Raw genomic sequence first — 20,329 nt, forward strand, 5'->3', positions numbered from 1 at the left:
GCTTGCCCCGGTCGATCGGCTGCACGAACAGACGGATTACACCGCCGGGGCAGCAGAAAGGCGATGGCCGGCCGACACCACTGGTGGACCGTCAGGCACCGCTCCCGCGCGGTGCCGCAATGAAGCGCAGTGAAGTCCTCGCGCGAAGCACGAGTGGCCGACAGCCCTTCTGTGGCCGACTCGGTCCCGAAGATAACAGAGCGCGTGTCTGACCTTGCTCACTATCGCCCCCAACTGCGGATGGCAGCAGGCCATTATGAAGCCCTTAACAAAGTCCGTCATTTTGACCGGTCACTGTTTGCCATCCATCCCCCGTGGATGGAATTAATACAACAGTCCACTACCGGCCCATGTCAACACCTGACGGCACCGTTTACCTTTCTCCGGCAGCCGGAAGGCGAAACGGAATGCCGGCGACACGGCGATGATGTGCGGACATCGCCCACGACGGAATCAAAACTGGCAGTGGCCCCATACCGGGTAAACAAAAGGGAAAACGGGGGGTGGGGTGCGGTGAGGACGACTCCGGCCCGCGATGGGAGACCCACGCCACACCTGCGGGCCGGTCCATGCTCAAGGGAGCGTTTCGTGGCTGGAGTGTCTTCTGGTTCCTGCGGGTCAGGTGTCGTCCGCGTCGCGGATCAGGAGCGCGATCTGTACCCGGTTCTCGACCGCCAGTTTCGCGAAGAGATTGCCGGTGTGGGCCTTCACCGTCGCGACGGTGATGTGCAGCCGCTCGGCGATCTGCGCGTTGCCCAGTCCGTCCGCGATGGCCCGGGCGGTCTCCCGTTCCCGTTCGGTCAGCGTCGACAGGCGGTCGCGCGCGGCGGCGCGGTGGCGGTCGCGGGTGTGCACGGAATCCGGGCCGGTGGCCGCGGCGATCACCCGTGCGGTGGCCGCCGGGGACAGCACCGGATTGCCGTCCGCGACGGTCCGCACCGCGTCGAGGATGCGGGCGGGCGGCGTGTCCTTGAGGACGAAGCCGAGCGCTCCGGCGCGCAGCGACCCGAGCACCAGGTCGTCGGAGTCGAAGGTCGTCAGCATCAGCACCCGGGGCGGCGCCGGCCGGCCGAGCAGTTCCCGGGCCGTGTCCAGACCGTCCCGGCCCGGCATCCGTACGTCCATCAGCACGACGTCGGGCCGCTGCTCGTGCACCACGGCGAGCGCCGCGTTCCCGTCGGCCGCCTCCCCCACGACGGTCAGGTCCGGTTCGCCGTCGATGACGAGCCGCAGGGCCATGCGGACCAGTTCTTCGTCATCGACGATGACGACCCGTACGGGATCGTGCCGGCTCTCCGTCGATGTGCTCTTGTCGTGGCTCATGCGCTCTTTTCGTGACTGTGAACGGGGCCGTCCGGCCAGGGCAGTCGTGCGGTGAGAACGTACCCGCCCTCGGACGTGGGACGGTGGTCGAGTTCGCCGCCCGCGAGGGTGATCCGTTCGCCGAGGCCCAGCAGGCCGAAGCCGGAGGCTGGTGGCCGTGCGACGCGCAGGGGGGCCGGTCCGTTGCGGACACTGATGTCGAGGGTGCCGCCCGTGCCGCCGTCGAGGGTGACGTGCACGACCGCGCCGGGTGCGTGTTTGGCGGCGTTGGTCAGCGCTTCCTGGACGATCCGGTAGCAGGTCCGTCCGACGCCACCGGGCGGGGTCGCGGTCACGGTGTCGGTCAGCCGGACGTCGAGTCCGGAGGTGCGGGCGTCGGCCACCAGTTCGGGAATGCGGTCGAGGGAGGGCTGCGGCGGTTCCGGGCGGCCGGGGTCGGCGCGGAGCACACCCAGGACCTCGCGCAGCTCTTCCAGGGCTTGGTGGGAGCCCTCGGCGATACCGCGGACCAGGACGCGGTTCTCGTCGGCCGGCAGGTCACGGCGGTGGTCGAGGACCCCGGCCTGCATGGCGACCAGGGAGATGCGGTGCGCGAGGACGTCGTGCATCTCGCGGGCGATGCGGTTGCGTTCCATGGCCCGTGCCTGCGCCGCCCGCGCGCTCTGCTCCCGCTCCGCGCTCTCCGCCCGCTCCCGCAGGGACCGTACCTCGACCCGCCGCGCCCCGACGGCCACGCCCGCGGCCACCGCGATCCCCGCGGTCAGTGACGGCACCACGACCTGGACCCACCACGACACGTCGGCCGAGCCCTGCACCGGGTACATCTTGACGGCGACCAGCGACGCGATCACATAGGCCAGGGCGACGGCACCCATCTCCACCGGGCGGCGGCGGGTGGAGATCGAGCACAGCGCCAGCAGGGCCGCGCCGGTGGCGAGCGCCGACGCGGTCGAGGCGACCGCGACCGCCAGGGCCACCGCGAGGGGCCACCGCCTCCGCCACAGCAGCAGCGTCAGACAGCCCAGGGCGATCAGCGGATCGGTGACGAGGACCCAGGCGTCCGAGCCGCCCGGCTCCTTCCGCGTCAGCACGAGGGTCGTCAGCCAGATCGGCAGGCTCACGACCACGGCCGCCGTCAGCCGCCAGGTCTGCTGCCACACTCCGAGCCGCGGCATAACATCCGTGTTCACCAGGCCATTGTCCCCACATCGTACGACCGGTGGATCACACCCACGGCGGATACGCCTTCGACCCAGGTCTAACCGGCTCCTCTCCCGCGGTCGGGGCCGGGGCGGTCCGTCGGGCCGATGTGCCCGCCGTTCCCGATCAACAGACTGGTTCGCGTGTCGGTAAAGCCCCCCACAGGAGGACACCTCATGCGCAGAAGTCTGCCCCTCGCCCTCGCCGCCGCGGCGTTGACACTGACCGCACTTCCGGGGTCCCCGTCGGTGTCCGCGGCGGCCACGACGGCACCGGCGCCCGGCGCCCTGCGATGGGGACCGTGCCCCGAGGGAGCCTCCGCGCCCCGCCTGGAGTGCTCGACGCTCGAAGTCCCGCTGGACTACCGCGATCCGGACGGCCGGCAGATCGAGGTCGCCGTCTCCCGGCTGGCGAGCGAGAAGCCGTCGAAGCGACGCGGCGTCCTGCTGACCAACCCGGGCGGCCCGGGCGGTTCCGGCCTGGTCTACCCGGCCGTCCTCGCCGCGTCGGGGCTGCCGCAGGAGGTGCTCGACTCCTACGACATCATCGGCTTCGACCCGCGCGGTGTCGGCCGCAGCACTCCGGTGACCTGCGACCTGACGAAGGAACAGCAGTGGCGCGGCAACTTCCCGAAGTACGCGCACACCGCGGCCGACGTGACCCGGGAGGCGGGGTACGCGCGGCAGATCGCCGGGCAGTGCGAGAACTCGAAGACTGCGTGGATGCTGCCGCACACCACCACCGCCAACACCGCACGCGACATGGACCGCCTGCGCAGCGCACTGGGCGAGCCGACGCTGTCGTACCTCGGTGCCTCCTACGGCAGTTACCTCGGCGCGGTCTACACGACACTGTTCCCGCGGCGCGACGACCGGATCGTGCTCGACAGCAATCTGGGTCCCGACGGCTACGACGTCACGGCCATGCGGTTGTTCGCCCGAGGACTGGAGGACCGCTTCCCCGACTTCGTCGCGTTCGCCGCCGCGCACCCCGAGTACGGTCTCGGCTCCACGTCGAAGCAGGTCACCGCGAAGTTCTACGAGCTCGTGGCGCGGCTGGACGCGAAGCCGGTCCAGGACGTCAACGGGACAGGGTTCCGCGCGTTCACCTTCGAGCAGTTGTACGCCGACGGCTCCATGAAGGGGCTCGCCGAGTTCTGGCAGGCGGTCGACACGGGCCGGGAACTGCCGCTCCCGGAGTCGCCCGCGGGCGTGGAGAATCTCATGGCCTCACGTTTCGCCGTGGTCTGCGCCGACACGCGCTGGCCGCGAACGGTCCGGGAGTACCAGCGCAATGCCGCCGTCGACCGGCTGAAGTACCCGATGCTGGGCGGCTCCACGGCAAGCATCAACCCGTGCGCGTACTGGTCGCGGGAGCGGACCGAACCGCCGGTGCGCATCACCGGCCGGGGCCCGTCGAACGTGCTGATGGTGCAGAACGAGCGCGACCCGGGCACTCCTCTGGTCGGCGCCCGTGAGCTGCGGCGGGCCTTCGGCGGACGGGCCACGATGGTGACGGCCGACCAGGGCGGTCACGGTGTCTACCCGTACGGCGGCAACACGTGCGCCAACGATGCCGCGACGACGTTCCTGACCACCGGGGAGCGCCCCGCACGGGACCTCGCCTGCGCGGCGGAGCCCGGAGAAGCGGCGCGTCCCGGAGAAACGGCAGGAGCCGGCGGAGCGGCGCGTCCCGGCGAACCGAGCAAGTGAGGCGGGCGCCCGAGATGTTCAAAGAGATGCGAAGCCGCCGGGCCGCCCGGCGGATCACCCCCGGGGACGGTCGGCCGCTCAAGCGGTTCCGCTGGTGGCAGCTGCCCTACCGCTCCCTGTTCTACCTGCCGCTGCCCGACGGCGCCGGCGGGAAGACGGTCTACGCCGTGGACGTCAAACGCGGTCAGGACCAGACGTCCTCGAAAGCGAAGGCCGACCTGTACCTCGACGGCAGGCACCACGCCCGGTCGAAACTCCCCGCCGCCTTCCCCGTCCCCGGCGGCACCGTCGAGGTGCGGCTGAGCAACTTCGGGCTGCGGCGCTGCCATTACGTCACCGGCGAGGGCACCGAACGCCTGCTCGTCCCGGACCGCGACTCCGCCGAGGGACGCCGCGCCCATCTCGACCGGGCGCATCCGGCACTGAGCCGCTGGATCGGCGCGATCTCGCTGGCCGTACTCGTCGTCGCCCTCGTTCTGCTGGTCACGCAGCTCGCCCAACAGATCACCGAGGTGCCCGCGGTGGCCGAGCGCGTCGGGGCCTTCACCGCGCCGGTCCGGCTACCCGCCTGGGGCAACGTCGTACTGACCGTGGTCACCCTGGCGGCCAGTACCGAGCGGGCACTGCGGTTGCGCTACAGCCGGCTGCTCGACGGCGCGGCGGGCTGACCCCGCGGGGTGGCCACCGCCCCGCTCACCGCGGCACAACTGAACACGGACGCAGCTGAACACGAACACGGCTGAATACGAACACAGCTGAATCACATGTCCATTCACCTGCGACTCGGCAAGCAGTGAGAGTCTGCGAGCACCTCGACGGCATGTCAACAGGCCGGACGAAAGCCGGTTACACGTGCCGGTCGCGGCCGAAGCCCCGGCCGCGACCGGCACGAAAACCATCGATGCAGAGGTCTTGACGTGCCTGACTCATGTTCGTAACTTGACCTGCATGTCGACTCAACCACGCATAGACATTCAGCAGCCAGGTCAGAACGAACCGATCTACGGCGCCGGTGTCTGGCACTTCGCGACCTACGTCGACCGATACGCCACGGACGGCTACGGCGAACCACGCACCATCCTCGACGCCATCAAGCTCGCCGGAGCGGTCGGCGATCTGTCCGTCCTCGACCTGAACTGGCCCTTCCCGCCCGGTGACATCAGCACCGCCGAGGTACGGGAGGCCCTGGCCGAGCAGAACCTGCGGGCCATCGCCGTGACGCCGGAGTTCTACACCGGCAGGTTCGCCAAGGGAGGCTTCACCAACCCCGACCCCGCCGTCCGCCGCCAGGCCATCGACCTGGTCGCCGCGTCGGCCGAGGTCGGACGCGAACTGGGCGTGGACTACATCAAGATCTGGCCCGGTCAGGACGGCTACGACTATCCCTTCCAGGCCGACTACACCGACCTGTGGACCAAGTCGGTCGACGCACTGCGCGAACTCGCCCAGTCCTTCCCCGACCTGAAGTTCGCCATCGAGTACAAGCCGCGCGAGCCCCGCAACCGGATGGTCTTCTCGTCCGTCGCACGAACCCTGCTCGCCATCCAGGACATGGGTGTGGACAACGTCGGCGTCCTGCTGGACTTCGGCCACTCCCTGTACGGCGGGGAGACTCCCGCCGAGGCCGCCCGGCTGGCCATCGCCCGGGACCGGCTCTTCGCGATCGACGTCAACGACAACTTCCGCGGCTGGGACGACGACATGGTCGTCGGCTCGGTACACCTGCTGGAGACCTTCGAGTTCTTCTTCGCGCTCCAGGACGCCGGCTGGCAGGGAGTGTGGCAGCTCGACCAGTTCCCGTTCCGGGAGGACCCCGTCGAGGCGGCCCGCACCGGCATCCGCACCATGCGCGCCTTCCACCAGGCGCTGGGCTACCTCGACCGCGAGGAACTGGCCGCCGCGCAGTCCGCACAGGACGCCCTCGGCGCGCAACGCATCGCCAAGCGTGCCCTGTTCCGCGCCCTCGCCGAGAGCGAGTCCGCATGAGCACCGTCCTGTCGGCCCCCGCCCCCCTGCGGACCGACGACGTGGCCGCGCGCGCGTACGAACCGCGCAGCGCACGCCTTCGTGCCGCCTCCCCCGCCGAGGCCGCCGCGGAACTCGCCGACATCTCGACCTCCATCCGCCGCGACATCATCACCACCATCCAGTCGGCCGGCATGGGCCATGTGGGAGGTGACCTGTCCGTCACCGACCTGATGGTCACCGCCCTGTGGGGCACCCTGCGCATGCGTCCCGCACAGGCCGACCACCCGCAGCGCGACCGGTTCGTCCTCAGCAAGGGACACTGCGCCGCGGCCCTGTACTCGACCCTGGCGTCCTGCGGGTTCTTCCCGCGCAGCCGGCTCAGCGAGTTCATGGCTCCGCTGTCGCCGCTCAACGGCCACCCCGCCCGGCTCAAGGTCCCCGGGGTGGAGACCAACAGCGGACCCCTCGGGCACGGCTTCCCCGTGGCCACCGGCTGCGCCCTCGGAGCGAAGCTGCGCGGCGAGACCTGGCGCACCATCGTGGTGCTCGGCGACGGCGAGATGCAGGAAGGCAGCAACTGGGAAGCGGCCATGACCGCCGCCCACTACGAACTGGCGAACCTGACGGCCGTCGTCGACCGCAACCGCCTGCAGCAGGGCGCGCGCACCGAGGACACCAAGTCGCTGGAGCCGCTGGACGCCAAATGGGCGAGCTTCGGCTGGGAGGTCCGTGTCATCGACGGGCACGACCACCGGGCGATCAAGGAGGCGTACGCGCCGTCGACGACCGGGCGACCCGTCGCGGTGATCGCCAACACCACCAAGGGCAAGGGCGTGTCGTTCATGGAGGACCGCGTCGAATGGCACCACAAGGTGCCCACCGACGAGCAGGTGCGTCTCGCGCTGGAGGAGCTGAACCGATGACCTCCGTGGCCGAACAGGCACCCACCTTCGACTGCCGCGCCGACTTCGCCGACGAACTCGCCCTGCTGGCCCGCACCGACGAGCGGATCGTGGCGGTCTGCAACGACTCGGTCGGCTCCAGCAACCTCGTCAAGTTCCGCGAGGAGTTCCCCACCCGTCTCATCAACGTCGGCATCGCCGAACAGGACCTGGTCGGAGTGTCGGCCGGCCTCTCCAACGCCGGGTTCATCCCCTTCGCGTCCGCGGCGGCGCCCTTCCTGACCGGGCGCGCCCTGGAACAGATCAAGGCCGACATCGCCTACACCCACCGCCACGTCGTGCTCTGCGGCCAGAGCCCGGGCATGGCCTACGGAGAGCTGGGGCCCACCCACCACTCCATCGAGGACCTGTCCTGGATGCGCGCGATCCCGGGTCTGGACATCATCGTGCCGGCCGATCCGGCGCAGACCCGCAGCGCGGTGCGCTGGGCCGCCCGGTCGGGCAGACCCACCTACATCCGCGTACCCCGCTTCAAGGTGCCCGCCGTCACCCCCGACGACGCGCCCTTCGAAGCCGGCCGGGCCGTACGGCTGCGCGAGGGCTCCGACGTCACCCTGATAGCCGTGGGCACGATGGTCTCCCGCGCCCTGGACGCCGCGCACCTGCTCGCCCAGCAGGACATCTCCGCCCGCGTCCTCAACATGACCTTCGTCGAGCCCCTCGACGTCGCCGCCGTCATCGCCGCGGCACAGGAGACCCGGGCCGTCGTCACCGCCGAGGAAGGACTGCTCTCCGGCGGTCTGGGAGCCGCCGTTGCCAAGGTCGTGGCAGAGAACGACCCGGTCCCGGTACGCATGCTGGGTGTGCCCAGTTTCGCTCCGACCGGCAGTGCGGCCTTCCTGCTCGAACACTTCGGGCTGACCGCCGACGGTGTCGCCGGCGCCGCGCGCGAGGCACTGGGACGGGTGTGATGAGACCGCACGTTCTCGCCGTCGACCAGGGGACCAGTTCCACCAAGGCGCTGCTCCTCGACGCCGCGGGCGACATCGTCCGCCGGGCCGAAGCGCCCCTGTCCCAGACCCATCCGGGCCCCGGCCTGGTGGAACAGGACGCGACCGCGCTCCTCGACAGTGTGCGCGGCGCCGTCGCCGACTGCCTGACGGGGATCGACCCGCGCACGGTGGCCGGTGTGGCCCTGAGCACCCAGCGCGAGTCGGTCGTCCTGTGGGACGCGGCGACCGGCGAGCCGGTCGCACCGCTGGTCAGCTGGCAGGACCAGCGCGGCGGAGAACGTGCGGCCCGCCTCACCGGCGCCGGAGCGGCCGACGAGATCCGCCGTCGTACGGGTCTCCCGCTGGACCCGATGTTCTCCGCTCTGAAGATGGCCGCCCTGCTCGATGCGCACGACCCCTCGCGGGCCCGCAGCAAGGACGGCGCCCTGCGCCTGGGCACCGTCGACGCCTACCTGATCCACCGGCTCACCGGGCAGGCGGTCACCGAGATAGGCAACGCGTCCCGGACCCAGCTGCTCAACCTCGCCACCGGCGACTGGGACGAGCAACTGCTCGGCCTCTTCGACATCCCGCGTGCGGCGCTGAGCCGTGTCGTGCCCTCCACCGGGCCGTTCGGAACGCTGCACGGCCTCGGCCCACTGACCGACGGCACCCCGCTCCTGGCCGTCATGGGCGACTCGCACGCCGCCCTGTTCGCCCACGCCGGCTGGCGCCCCGGCACCGTGAAGGTCACCTACGGCACCGGGTCCTCCGTCATGACGGTGGCGGACTCCCCCGCACCGGCGGAACACGTCTGCGGCACCATCGCCTGGTCCACCGGGCATCCCGTCCACGCGCACGAGGCCAACATCCGCTCCACCGGGCGCACCCTCACCTGGCTGGCCGACCTGCTCGACACCGAGGCGGAGGAACTCATCCGGCTCGCCGCCGACGCGGACGCGGGCGACGTGACCCTCATACCGGCCTTCGGCGGCATCGGGGCGCCCTGGTGGGACGCCCGCGCCGTGCCCGTCCTCGCCGGCTTCGGGCTGGGCACCGGCCGCGCCCAACTGGCGCGCGCCGCACTGGAGTCGGTCGCCTTCCAGGTGGCCGACGTCCTCGCCGCCCTGCCCGGTCTGCGCCAGGTCGTGGCCGACGGCGGCCTCAGCCGAAGCGACGCGCTCATGCAACTGCAGGCCGACGTCTCCGACGTCACGGTGGCCCGTACCCGGCACCACGAACTGTCCGCCGCGGGCGCCGCGCACCTGGCGGGCCTGGGACTCGGCCTGTGGACGACCGCCGACCTGGAACAGCGCGCGGACGCCGGCCTGCGGACCTTCGCGGCCGGCTGGGACGACGCACGGCGCGGCGACACCGTCGCGCGCTGGCGTCACCGGGTCGCGGCCGCTCGCGACCTCGGGACACGCGGACAGCAAAGGACGTCATGACCACAGCAGACCTGCCCAGGACGGACAGGAAGACGGCACACCTCCGCGACCGGATCACCCTGGGCAGCGGTTCCCTCATCGCTCTCGTACTCCTGCTCGCCGCCGTCGCGGCCACCACCACCTACCGCTCGGACAGCGAGGACAAGGCGAGTGGCAAGCCCGCGTTCGACGCGGCCAAGTACGCCGCCGGCACGTACGAACCCAAGGTCGTCCCCGCGTTGGAGAAGAACGCCGTGGACATCGCCACCCTGCACAAGGCGATCGCCGCCGACCCCGAGGCGGCCGGCAAGAAGTACGGGCACCGGCCGGGCACCGGCCCGTACAGCTACGCCGTGACGGTGACCGGGACCGCGGGCGCCGCCGAGAACGGCCTCCTGCGGCTGACCGTGCCCGGTCTGGCCAAGACCCGCGTCTCCGTGCAGGTCGGGCCCGCCATCAACGGCACGGCACTGCGCGACGCGGCCGGCTTCATCGCCTTCGGCCAGTTCACCAACCAGGTCGAATACGCCGACGCCGCCACGGCGCTGAACACCGCGATGAAGGACAAGGTGCTGAAGGCCTTCGATCCCGCGGCGGTCCGCGGCAAGCAGGTCACCGTCGTCGGCGCCATGACACCGCTGACCGCCGACGTACTGACCCTCACCCCCGTCTCGATCGAGGCCGCCTCATGACCCCCACGACCGTGGAAGCGCCGGCCGCGCCCGTGCTGCGCGCAGCCGAGGTCACCAAGGTGTACGGCGGAACGCAGGCACTCAAAGGCGTGTCGCTGGACATCCCGGCGGGCCGCACCACTGTGCTCTTCGGCGAGAACGGGGCCGGCAAGTCGACCCTGATGAAGATCCTCAGCGCCGTCGAGTCCCCCAGCACCGGACACATCGAACTGGACGGCCGGGCCGTGCGGTTCAGCAGTGCGAGGGAGGCGTCCGACCACGGCGTCTCGATCATCCACCAGGAACTGAGCCTCTGTCCCAACCTGAGCATCCAGGACAACCTGTTCCTCGGCCGCGAGCGCACCCGGCAGGCCGGAACGCTGCTCGATCGCACGACCCAGCGGGCCATGGCACGACAGGTGCTGGGCCGGCTCGACGAGGGACTCGACCCCGACACCTCGGTCGGCGAGCTGCGGCTCGGCCAGCAGCAACTCGTCGAGATCGCCCGTGCGTTGCTGCAGAACGCCCGCGTGCTGATCATGGACGAACCGACCTCCGCGCTCAGCGCACCGGAGGTGGAGATCCTCTTCCAGGTCATCCGGGAGCTCAAGGCCGAGGGCGTCGCGATCGTCTACATCTCGCACCACCTGGAGGAAGCCCTCTCCGTCGCCGACGAGGTGGCGGTCCTGCGGGACGGCGCCATGGTCGCGACCGCACGGGCCGACGACATCGACCTCGCCTGGATCGTCCGCAAGATGGTGGGCCGCAGCCAGGACGATCTCTTCCCCGACCGGAACCCGACCCTGGGTCCCGTCGCGCTGGAGATCACCGAACTGTCCGTCGCGGACCCGTCCGTCCCCGGGCGGCTCGCGGTGAACAGCCTGTCCACGTCCGTCCGGGCGGGCGAGATGGTCGGCATCTACGGCCTGATGGGCAGTGGCCGTACCGAACTGCTGGAGTGTCTGGCCGGCCGGATGCCCGCCGCCTCGGGCGAACTGCGCCTGCACGGCGAACCGCTCACCGGCAGCGTTCGCGACCGCATCCACAACGGGCTGGCCCTCGTCCCCGAGGACCGCCAGCGGGACGGACTCGTGCAGTCCATGACGGTGGGTCAGAACCTGTCTCTGGCCTCCGTGACCAGGTTCGTACGCCGTCTGCTGCTCAACCGGCGGGCCGAGGACGAGGCGGTGACCTCGATGATCTCCGACGTGACGGTGAAGACCCCCGGATCCCGGGCGCCCATCGGCTCGCTCAGCGGCGGCAACCAGCAGAAGGTCGTCATCGGCAAGGCACTGATGACCGGTCCGCGCGTCCTGCTGCTGGACGAGCCGTCCCGCGGCGTGGACGTGGGAGCCAAGGCCGACGTCTTCGAACTGATGGCGCAGCAGGCCGAGCGCGGCCTCGCCGTGCTCTTCACCACCTCCGAGGCCGAGGAGGCGCTGCACATGCCCGACCGGCTCCTGGTCCTGGCGCGCGGCCGTCTCGTCGCCGACCTGAAAGCCGGAGAGATCACCCGGGACCGGCTGATGAGCCTGGCCGACGGAGCCGACACCACCGAGAAGGCACACCATGAGTGACACCCTGACCAAGGACCACGAGGTAGTGCTCCAGCAGCGTCGCGCCGCGGCTGCCCAGGCACGTCGCCTCAAGACGGTCGACTCGATCTTCGAACTGCGTGCCTTCATCGCACTCGGAGTGCTGATCGTCGTCTTCAGCCTGCTGTCGGACTCCTTCCTCACCGTCGACAACGTGATCACGATGACCAAGCACGTCGCCATCAACGCGATCCTCGCGCTGGGCATGCTGCTGGTCATCCTGAAGGGCGGGATCGACCTCTCCGTCGGCTCGACCGTCGGCCTGTCCGGGGTGATCGCCGGCGAGCTGCTCCAGGGCCTGCACCTGAGCGTCCTCGACGTCGTCGCCTATCCGCAGGTCTGGGCCGTCATCGTCCTGTGCATCGGCGTCGGCGCGGTGGTCGGCACCGTCAACGGCATCCTCGTCACTCGCCTCAACGTGGCCCCGTTCATCGCCACCCTCGGCATGCTGTACGTGGCCCGCGCCACCGCCCTGCTCATCTCCGACGGCACCACCTACCCCGACCTGGCCGGCGACCCGGGGACCCACAACACCGGCTTCGACTGGCTCGGCGGGGGCCGTCCCCTGGGTCTGCCCGTGGCGGTCTGGATCATGATCGTGGTGGCGGGACTCGTCGCCGTCCTGCTCCGCTCGACCCCCTTCGGCCGCTGGCTCTACGCCACCGGCGGCAACGAGCGCGCCACGGAACTCAGCGGAGTCCCCGTCAAGCGCGTCAAGCTCCTCGTGTACGTGATCTCCGGCGCCTGCGCCGCGATGTCCGGCCTGATCATCGCCTCGGAACTCACCTCCGCCGCACCCCAGGCCGGTGAGACGTTCGAGCTCAACGCCATCGCGGCCGTCGTCATCGGCGGCGCCGCCCTCTCCGGCGGCCGGGGCAACGTACGCGGCACCCTCGTCGGGGCCTTCGTCATCGGCTTCCTCGCCGACGGCCTCGTCATCCTCGGCGTCTCGACGTTCTGGCAGATGCTCATCAAGGGCGCCGTCATCATCATCGCCGTCATCCTCGACCAGAGCCAGCAGCGCTTCCAGCGCCGCCGCGCGGCGGCGTCCGCGGTCGCCGTGAAGACCGATCCCGTCCCGGCCGGAGCGGGCCGCGCGGGCGGCGCCACGCGAGGCGACTCCGGCAGGCCGGCGGACGACTGAAGTCCGCACGCCTCCCCCTGATCCCCCCTCATGCCCCACTCGCAGTACCGAACCCCTACTGACGCAAGTCCGCACATCGTTGTGAGGAGACCAGAATGTTCCACCGCAAGGCCCGTCGCACCGTCACCACCACCGCGGCCCTCGCCGCGGGTGCCCTGCTCCTGAGCGCGTGCGGGAGCTCCGACGACTCGTCCTCCGGGTCGAGCTCGTCCAAGAGCGGATCGAAGAGCAACCTGGTCGCCATCATCACCCCCTCCGCGGACAACCCCTTCTTCAAGGCGGAGGCGGACGCGGCGAAGAAGAAGGCCGTGAGCCTCGGCTACAAGACCTCGGTCGCCTCGCACGACGACGACCCGAACAAGCAGAGCGAACTCATCGACGCCGCCATCTCCCGCAAGGCCGCGGCGATCATCCTGGACAACGCGGGCGCCGACGCGTCGATCGGCCCCGTCCGCAAGGCCACCAAGGCCGGCATCCCCGTCTTCCTCATCGACCGCGAGATCAACGAGACCGGTATCGCCAAGGCCCAGATCGTGTCCAACAACGCCCAGGGCGCGCAGCTCGCGGCGCAGGAGTTCGTCACCGCGACGAAGGGCAAGGGCGAGTACGTCGAGCTGACCGGCAAGGAGTCAGACACCAACGCCAGCGTCCGCTCCAAGGGCTTCGCCGACGTCATCTCGCAGTACCCGGACCTCAAGCAGGTCGCCAAGCAGACGGCCAACTGGGACCAGCAGGAGGCCTTCAGCAAGATGGAGACCATCCTCCAGCGCAACCCGAAGATCAGCGGTGTCATCGCGGGCAACGACACCATGGCCCTGGGCGCGGTGGCCGCGATCAAGTCGGCCAAGCGCAAGAACATCGTCGTGGTCGGCTTCGACGGCAGTCCGGACGCCATCGCCCAGATCAAGGCGGGCACCATGCGGGCGACGGCACTCCAGCCCGCCGCGCTGGGGGCCGAGCGGGCGGTCGAGCAGGCCGACAAGTACGTGAAGACGGGCAAGACCGGACAGCCCGAGAAGCAGTCCATCGACTGCGAACTGATCACCGTGAAGAACGCCGACGAGTACGGGGTCTTCGCCAAACTCTGATGCCGGCGACCCCGCACCGCGGCCAGCCGTGGCGGAACCCCGACGATAAGGTGTGGTGTTCCGCAGCGGTGACAGGCTCTGGCGCCAGGCCGCCAGGGACGACAAGGATGGAGACATGGTGGCGGCAGCGTCCACTCCCACCCCTGACCATATGCGGCTGCTGATCAAGGTGGCCCGCATGTATCACGAGCGCGGAGTGCGTCAGCCCGAGATCGCGGCACACCTCAACATGTCGCAGCCCCGCGTCTCCCGCCTGCTGAAGGAGGCGGTCGACCGAGGAGTGGTCCGTACCGTGGTCGTGTCACCGGAAGGTGTGCACGCCGAGCTCGAAGAGGCCCTCGTGGCACGGTACGGCCTGCGCGACGCCGTCGTGGTCGAGGTCGAGGGGTCGGGAGCCGATGTCATCCCCGCGCTCGCCGCCGCCACCGCCACCTACCTCGACGCCACCCTCAAGGGCGGAGACGTCATCGGCGTCTCCTCCTGGAGCGCCACGCTGCTGGAGTCCGTGAAGGTGATGCGGGCCAGGACCTCCTCCGGCGCGCAGGAGGTCGTACAGATCGTCGGCGGTTCGGGCAGCCCCGAAGTACAGCTGCACGCCACGCGGTTGACGAGTCGGCTGGCCGAACTCACCGGCGCGCGACCGGTGTTCGCCCCGTCCGCCGCCCTGGTCGGCAGCAGGGAGCTGAGGGTCCTGCTGTCGCGGGAGCCGGCGATGGTGGACGTGATGCAGGCATGGTCGCGTCTCACCCTGGCCCTGCTGGGCATCGGCAGCCTCGATCCCTCACCGTTGCTGCGACGCTCGGGCAACGCCATCACCGCCCAGGACCAGCGGGCGCTCAAGAAGCTCGGGGCCGTGGGCGACGTCTGCGCCCGGTACTTCGACGCCGACGGGAACTCCGTCGACGCGCCCTTCAACGACCGCCTCATCGGCATCGAACCGGACCAGCTCCGCGCCGTGGAGCGCCGCATCGCGGTGGCCGGCGGAATGGACAAGGTGGCGGCGATCCGCGGTGCGGTCCGCGGCAGGTGGATCAACATCCTGGTCACCGACGTCGACGTCGCCCGAGAGCTGCTGAACGACTGATCGCGACCGATTCAGCGATCCACACATGGAGGCATTCGATGACACTCCGCGTCCAGATCGGCACCACATACTCCCCCATATCCTCCCGCATCGCCCGCGTGCTCGTCGTGAGCACGGCCGCTCTCGGGCTCACCCTGCCCATGGCGCAGCCCGGCTCGGCGGCGGGCGGCGGCACGCCCGCGGCGGACAAGGACCGGCGCTCACGAACCGGCACTCACGCCACGACGCCGTCGGCCGCGCCCCGCACGATCGTGACGACCGACCCGGAGCTGGACGACCTGAACTCGATGCTGCGCATGCTGCTGTACAGCAACGAGATCGACATCGCCGGCCTGGTCTACTCCTCCAGCCAGCACCACTACCGGGGCGACGCGAGCCGCGGCCTGGAGCCGCACCGCTGGCCCGCGCCCGGTGCCCGGCTGCACATCGACGAGGCCGTCGACGCCTACGCCGAGGTGTACGGGAACCTGGTCCGCCACGACCCGCGCTACCCCTCGCCCGCCCGGCTGCGGTCGCTGATCGCGACGGGCAACGTCATCGACGAGGGCGACATGGCCGCGGACACGAAGGGCTCCGACCTCATCAGGAAGGTCCTGCTCGACGACAAGCCGGGACAGGTGTTCCTGCAGGCCTGGGGCGGACCCAACACCATCGCCCGGGCGCTCAAGTCCATCCAGGACCGGTACCAGGGCACTCCGCGGTGGCGCGCCGTCTACAAGAAGATCGTGGACAAGGCGGTCATCACCAGCTTCGGTCAGCAGGACTCCACGTTCGAGGACTACATCAAACCGAACTGGCCGGACATCCAGAACCGCGAGGTGGCCACATCCGTCTGGGGTTACGGTTCCCGCGGCGTCGTCCGCCCCGAGGACGCGGTCTACCACTCCGCCGACTGGACCAGGGCCAACGTCTCCGGCACGGGGCCGATCGGTGCCTCCTACCGCGTCTGGGGCGACGGCAAGCAGATGGCGGCCGGCTTCGACGACGAGGACTACTTCGGCCTGTCCGGCCACACGTCCGAGGAGCTGAGAGCGATGGGGTATCTGGTCTGGACGCCGCCGCAACCGAAGGGATCGTGGATCTCCGAGGGCGACTCCTCGAACTTCGCGCTCCTCGTCGACAACGGGCTGCGCAGTTACCAGCACCCCGGCTGGGGAGGCTGGGGCGGCCGACAGGTCGTCGATCCCGACGATCCCCACCGGTGGTCCAACCAGAACGCGCGGGACGCCGACGAGACGGGTGCGACACCCCGCGACTACGCGGCCGCGCGCTGGTTCTCCGCCATCCAGAACGACTTCGCCGCCCGGCTCGACCGGAGTGTCAGCACGTTCGCCGACGCGAACCACGCTCCCCGCGTCCGCGTGCCCCAGGGCTTGGACATCAGCCGCCGTGCCGGCCGGACGGTCGAGCTCACGGCCCGGACCGCGGACCCCGACGGCGACGCCGTCACCCGCACCTGGTGGCAGTACCGGGAGGCCGGAACCTACCCGGGCACCGTCGCCGTCCGGCACACGAAGGCCGGTGCGGTGCGAGTGGTTGTTCCAGCGGACGCCCGGCCCGGCCAGACCATTCATCTCGTCGTCGAGGCGAAGGACAACGGCACACCGGCCCTGACCAGCTACCAGAGAGTGGTCATCACCGTCACCTGACCCGACTGACGCATGAACTTCCAGGCAGGTCGGCCCACTTGACGCCAGGGGCGCCGGCGGATCAGCGGATCGTCGGCCGTGGCGCCGGCCGCACTCAGACGATGCGGGGGACGACCTCGTTGCGCTTGGTGGACCAGTTGGTGACGACGGGCTTGTCCACGGTGGCCGTGTCGGGGAGTTCGAGCTCGGCGGGCTCGGGGTCGTCATCGGTGACCGCGATGATGACGTTCTCGAACTGCTTGCCGGCGTCGCCGTCGGTGGTCTTGGCATCGATGCCGGTGTACGCGACGGCGGAGCCGCTGAGCTTGATCGGGTCCTCGCCGCCCTGTCCGACCGGGGAGGCGACGCCGTCGGCGCCGGAACCGAAGCCCACGCTGGGGGTGTTGACGTCCAGGTAGCAGGTGATGCCGGACTTGGCCTTGGCCGTGACCAGGTAGTAGCCGTCGACATCGGGATCGGACTTCCAGGCGACCGTGAAGTCCAGGTCGTTGGTGCCGCAGGACTGCCCGTAGCCGGACTTGTCGCCGCTGCCCGAGTCACCCTCGTCGTCGGAGCCGCCGCTGCTGGAGCCACCGGTGGTGCCGGCCCCGGTCGACGGACTGTCGTCGGCGGGGGTCTCGCTCCCACCGCCGCCGGAGGAGGCGGACGAGGGAGCCGCGGAACTGCCGGTGTCCGACGACTCCTCGGGCTCGCACGCGGTGGTGGCGGCCAGGGCTGTCACGGCTGCGGCGGCCAGGACGAGACGGGTGGAACGGGCGGCGAGACGCGAGCGCATCATGATCTCCAGCGGCTGTCGGTTGCAGTGCTTCCTGCTGACACCACCGACACTAGGACCGGGCCGATCTTCAGATGATCCCGAGAATGTCCAGGTCCGGTATCAACGAATCGGTTCCATGAATCGACGTCGAAATCGGCGTCGACATCACCGTCGTACTGCCCGGCCAGGGAACGGGTCCTTCTCGATGGGCCCGCCGTTGACGGCCAGGCGCAGTTGGAGCATGGCCACCAGCCGCTGATCGGGGTCGTCGATGCTGATCCCGCTCAGGGAGATCGCCTTGCGGACCCGGTAGCGCAGGGTGTTGGGGTGGACGTTGAGCGCCTCGGCGGTCCGCGCCACATCGCCGAACCCGTCAAGGTAGGCGAGCAGGGAGCGGGCCAGTTCGGATCCCTGCTCGGCGTCGTGGGCGGCGAGGGCTTCAAGTCCTTCGTGACGGGTGTCGGGATGCTCGTCCAGCAGTCGCAGCACATCCCCCAGGAGCAGCGCCGCCTGGAGCTCCGTATGGGTGGCCACCGCGCGTTCGGGAGTGCGTGCCAGTAGGTGCAGGGCGTGATAACCGCGCGTCTTCACCGCGGGGACGGCTTCGAGGTGCGGCGCGGTGCCGGCGAGGACCGCTTGGACGGGAGTACCGAACTGCCGTCGGAGTACGGTGACGAGCTCGGTGACCCAGCGCTGGATCACGGTGTCGTCGGCGGTGGCGTTCCTTCCTGGAAGCAGTACGTAGATCTGGCCGCAGGCCTGGGTGACGAGGGCGTCGCGGCGGAACGCCGAGGCATGCAGGGAGATGATCCCGGCGGACTCCTCGCGCCGCAGGTCCAGGGCCGCCGAGGCGCCGGGGTGCGCTGGTTCACGCAGGTCGACCCCGATCACGGTGGCGCCCTGCACAGGGTCGAGCCCCAGGTGACGGGCGAGAGCCCCGGCGTTGAAGCGTCCGGTCAGCAGACCGTGGGCGAGGTCGACCCGGGAGGCCAGCCGGGCGGACGCGTCCCCCTGGTAGTAGTGGTCCACGAGCTGGGGTGCGGCGAGCCGTGCCGCTCCCCGCATGGTCTCGGCGCTGCTCTCGCAGAGCGGACGCTTCCCTTCCTGGACCCAGATCGTGCCCAGGGGGCGATGGCCGGCGTTGATGCCGATGGCCAGTCGGCGCCGGTAGCCGAGGTCGGGCTGTTCCGCGGTCTCGACGACCTCCTCACCGGAGCGGAGCCGCTTGAACACGCCCGAGTCGCGCAGCACCTTGAGATACGGCTCGGGGCAGGCGCGCCCCAGGATCGTGAGTCGCCGCAGCTCGTCGGCCTCCTCGCCGGACCTGGAGTACGCGAGCACATGTCCGGCGGAGTCCTCGATACTGACCACTCCGTGGGTGACCGTGGCCAGGGTCTGGGCCAGCGAGGAGAGATCGCCCGGCGTGCCCGGGGCCGCGGCGGTCAAAGCCCCGAGACGGGTCAATCCGGCGCGCGCCTCCTGTGCCAGCTGGTCCCATCGTGCGTTCTCCGGCACAGCGAGCACGGTGATGTCCGCCTCGCGTGCGGCTTCGCGGACCCGCGCGGGAAGTCCGTCGGCGTCGACCTTGACCATCGCGGCGGCGGCGCCGGAACGACCGGCCGCCATGACGACGGGAACCGCCGCCTCGCCGCGTGCGCCCACCGCGAGGACGAGCGCCCCGGGCGAGGGCCCGAGCCGCTCGCCCGGTTCGGCGAGAATCACATCGGTGATCACAGCCTCGCCTCCCGCCACGTCGAAGGGCACGGTGAGTGCGGCGCCGCCGCACCGCCCAGGACACCGCCCAGGTTGTAGGAGAAGCCGGCACCGGAGTAGCGCACGCGGGTGGCGAAGAGCTCGGGGAGATACGCGCCGGCCGGACCGTAGATGATGCCCATGCAGAGCAGGGCGCCGCTCAACGCGACAGCGATCAGGAAGTAGTTGCGGGTATCGAGGAGCGGGAAGAGGACCGCGCCCCACACGACTCCGAACGCGGCGCCGGCGATGATGAGCTTGCGGCGGCCGACGCGGTCGGACCAGCGGGCGACGAAGAACGTCGCTGCTCCGAGCACCGCCACGGCGACCAAGACGAAGGAGAGCAGGAAGGGTATGCGCCATCCCCAGCTCTGGAACGCTCCGTCGTCGAGGACGGACGACATGACCAGGAAGGTGACGGTGGCGGCGAAGTAGCCCACGGGAGAGCCCATTTGGGGTGCCGCCGCGTACAGGCCGCGCTTCTTCTGGGGTGCGTGCTCGACGGCGAGAAGGGCCGCGCCGCCCCACTCTCCGCCGAGGCCGAGTCCCTGCACGACGCGGAGCAGCACCAGCAGGACCGGGGCCCAGACACCGAGCGTCGCGTATCCGGGCAACAGGCCGATGAGACCGGTGGAGAGTCCCATCATGAGCAGCGAGACGACGAGGACGCCCTTGCGGCCCACCCGGTCACCGAAGTGACCGAAGACCGCGGCGCCCAGCGGACGGGCGGCGAACCCGATGGCGAACGTGGAAAGGGTGGCGAGCGTGCCCGCCGTTCTGGACAGCTCGGGGAAGAACGCCTCGTCGAGTACGAGGGCTGCGGCGGTCCCGTAGATGTAGTAGTCGTAGAACTCGATCGCCGTACCGATGAAACTGGCCGTGGCGACCCGACGCATATGGCCCGGTCCCGGGGCTGTGGGACCGGGTGCGGAAACGGTGGACGCGGGTGGGGTGGAGGCGGGTGGGGTGGCGCTCATGGCATGCTCCGGGGACTGGTGGCTCTGGGCGGTGTGCGCAAGGCGGGTGGTCGTCGCAGAACGCGACCAGAAGGTGAACCTAGGGCCC

General features: G+C 70.3%; 17 protein-coding genes. 12 read left to right on the forward strand and 5 right to left on the reverse strand.

Annotated features, from left to right (window positions below):
- Positions 1–618: 618 nt before the first annotated feature.
- Both J8N05_RS21890 and J8N05_RS21895 read right to left on the reverse strand, forming a co-directional pair.
- Positions 619–1,323: a response regulator gene (locus J8N05_RS21890; RefSeq protein WP_210885123.1), complete on the reverse strand. Its 705-nt coding sequence runs from the start codon at positions 1,321–1,323 to the stop codon at positions 619–621.
- Positions 1,320–2,498: a sensor histidine kinase gene (locus J8N05_RS21895; RefSeq protein WP_210890291.1), complete on the reverse strand. Its 1,179-nt coding sequence runs from the start codon at positions 2,496–2,498 to the stop codon at positions 1,320–1,322. The genes J8N05_RS21890 and J8N05_RS21895 overlap by 4 nt, the downstream gene beginning before the upstream one ends.
- 201 nt (positions 2,499–2,699) lie before the next feature.
- On the opposite strand from J8N05_RS21895, the gene J8N05_RS21900 reads away from it, so the two are divergent.
- The 12 genes from J8N05_RS21900 (at position 2,700) to J8N05_RS21955 (ending at position 16,755) form a co-directional block, all read left to right on the forward strand.
- Positions 2,700–4,235, forward strand: coding sequence for an alpha/beta hydrolase (locus J8N05_RS21900; RefSeq protein ID WP_210885125.1), 1,536 nt, complete (start codon positions 2,700–2,702; stop codon positions 4,233–4,235).
- A gap of 14 nt (positions 4,236–4,249) precedes the next feature.
- Positions 4,250–4,903, forward strand: a complete 654-nt coding sequence (locus J8N05_RS21905; protein ID WP_210885126.1) for a hypothetical protein — start codon at positions 4,250–4,252, stop codon at positions 4,901–4,903.
- A gap of 280 nt (positions 4,904–5,183) precedes the next feature.
- Positions 5,184–6,221, forward strand: coding sequence for a TIM barrel protein (locus J8N05_RS21910; RefSeq protein ID WP_210885128.1), 1,038 nt, complete (start codon positions 5,184–5,186; stop codon positions 6,219–6,221).
- Positions 6,218–7,126, forward strand: coding sequence for a transketolase (locus tag J8N05_RS21915; protein ID WP_210885129.1), 909 nt, complete (start codon positions 6,218–6,220; stop codon positions 7,124–7,126). Before J8N05_RS21910 ends, J8N05_RS21915 begins: the two co-directional genes overlap by 4 nt.
- Positions 7,123–8,076 (forward strand): transketolase family protein, encoded by a 954-nt coding sequence (locus tag J8N05_RS21920; RefSeq protein WP_210885131.1) that lies wholly within the window; start codon positions 7,123–7,125, stop codon positions 8,074–8,076. Before J8N05_RS21915 ends, J8N05_RS21920 begins: the two co-directional genes overlap by 4 nt.
- Positions 8,076–9,545: an FGGY family carbohydrate kinase gene (locus J8N05_RS21925; protein ID WP_210885133.1), complete on the forward strand. Its 1,470-nt coding sequence runs from the start codon at positions 8,076–8,078 to the stop codon at positions 9,543–9,545. Before J8N05_RS21920 ends, J8N05_RS21925 begins: the two co-directional genes overlap by 1 nt.
- Positions 9,542–10,216 (forward strand): DUF2291 family protein, encoded by a 675-nt coding sequence (locus J8N05_RS21930; protein WP_210885134.1) that lies wholly within the window; start codon positions 9,542–9,544, stop codon positions 10,214–10,216. The genes J8N05_RS21925 and J8N05_RS21930 overlap by 4 nt, the downstream gene beginning before the upstream one ends.
- Entirely contained in the window at positions 10,213–11,772 is a 1,560-nt protein-coding gene (locus tag J8N05_RS21935) for a sugar ABC transporter ATP-binding protein (RefSeq protein ID WP_210885135.1), read from the forward strand. The genes J8N05_RS21930 and J8N05_RS21935 overlap by 4 nt, the downstream gene beginning before the upstream one ends.
- Positions 11,765–12,934, forward strand: coding sequence for an ABC transporter permease (locus tag J8N05_RS21940; protein WP_210885136.1), 1,170 nt, complete (start codon positions 11,765–11,767; stop codon positions 12,932–12,934). Before J8N05_RS21935 ends, J8N05_RS21940 begins: the two co-directional genes overlap by 8 nt.
- A gap of 95 nt (positions 12,935–13,029) precedes the next feature.
- Positions 13,030–14,022, forward strand: coding sequence for a D-ribose ABC transporter substrate-binding protein (locus tag J8N05_RS21945; RefSeq protein ID WP_210885137.1), 993 nt, complete (start codon positions 13,030–13,032; stop codon positions 14,020–14,022).
- 115 nt (positions 14,023–14,137) lie between these two features.
- Positions 14,138–15,106 (forward strand): sugar-binding transcriptional regulator, encoded by a 969-nt coding sequence (locus tag J8N05_RS21950; RefSeq protein WP_210885138.1) that lies wholly within the window; start codon positions 14,138–14,140, stop codon positions 15,104–15,106.
- Between the two features lie 38 nt (positions 15,107–15,144).
- Positions 15,145–16,755, forward strand: coding sequence for a nucleoside hydrolase-like domain-containing protein (locus J8N05_RS21955; RefSeq protein WP_210885139.1), 1,611 nt, complete (start codon positions 15,145–15,147; stop codon positions 16,753–16,755).
- 94 nt (positions 16,756–16,849) lie between these two features.
- Here the strand turns inward: J8N05_RS21955 and J8N05_RS21960 are convergent, their stop codons facing one another.
- From J8N05_RS21960 to J8N05_RS21970, 3 genes are all read right to left on the reverse strand, one after another.
- Entirely contained in the window at positions 16,850–17,530 is a 681-nt protein-coding gene (locus J8N05_RS21960) for a DUF4232 domain-containing protein (protein WP_210890292.1), read from the reverse strand.
- 147 nt (positions 17,531–17,677) lie between these two features.
- Positions 17,678–19,246: a PucR family transcriptional regulator gene (locus J8N05_RS21965; RefSeq protein WP_210885141.1), complete on the reverse strand. Its 1,569-nt coding sequence runs from the start codon at positions 19,244–19,246 to the stop codon at positions 17,678–17,680.
- A complete protein-coding gene (locus J8N05_RS21970; protein WP_210885143.1) occupies positions 19,243–20,241 on the reverse strand; it encodes an MFS transporter in 999 nt (332 codons plus the stop codon). The genes J8N05_RS21965 and J8N05_RS21970 overlap by 4 nt, the downstream gene beginning before the upstream one ends.
- Positions 20,242–20,329: the final 88 nt, after the last annotated feature.

Source organism: Streptomyces liliiviolaceus, from assembly GCF_018070025.1.
Classification (GTDB): Bacteria; Actinomycetota; Actinomycetes; order Streptomycetales; family Streptomycetaceae; genus Streptomyces; species Streptomyces liliiviolaceus.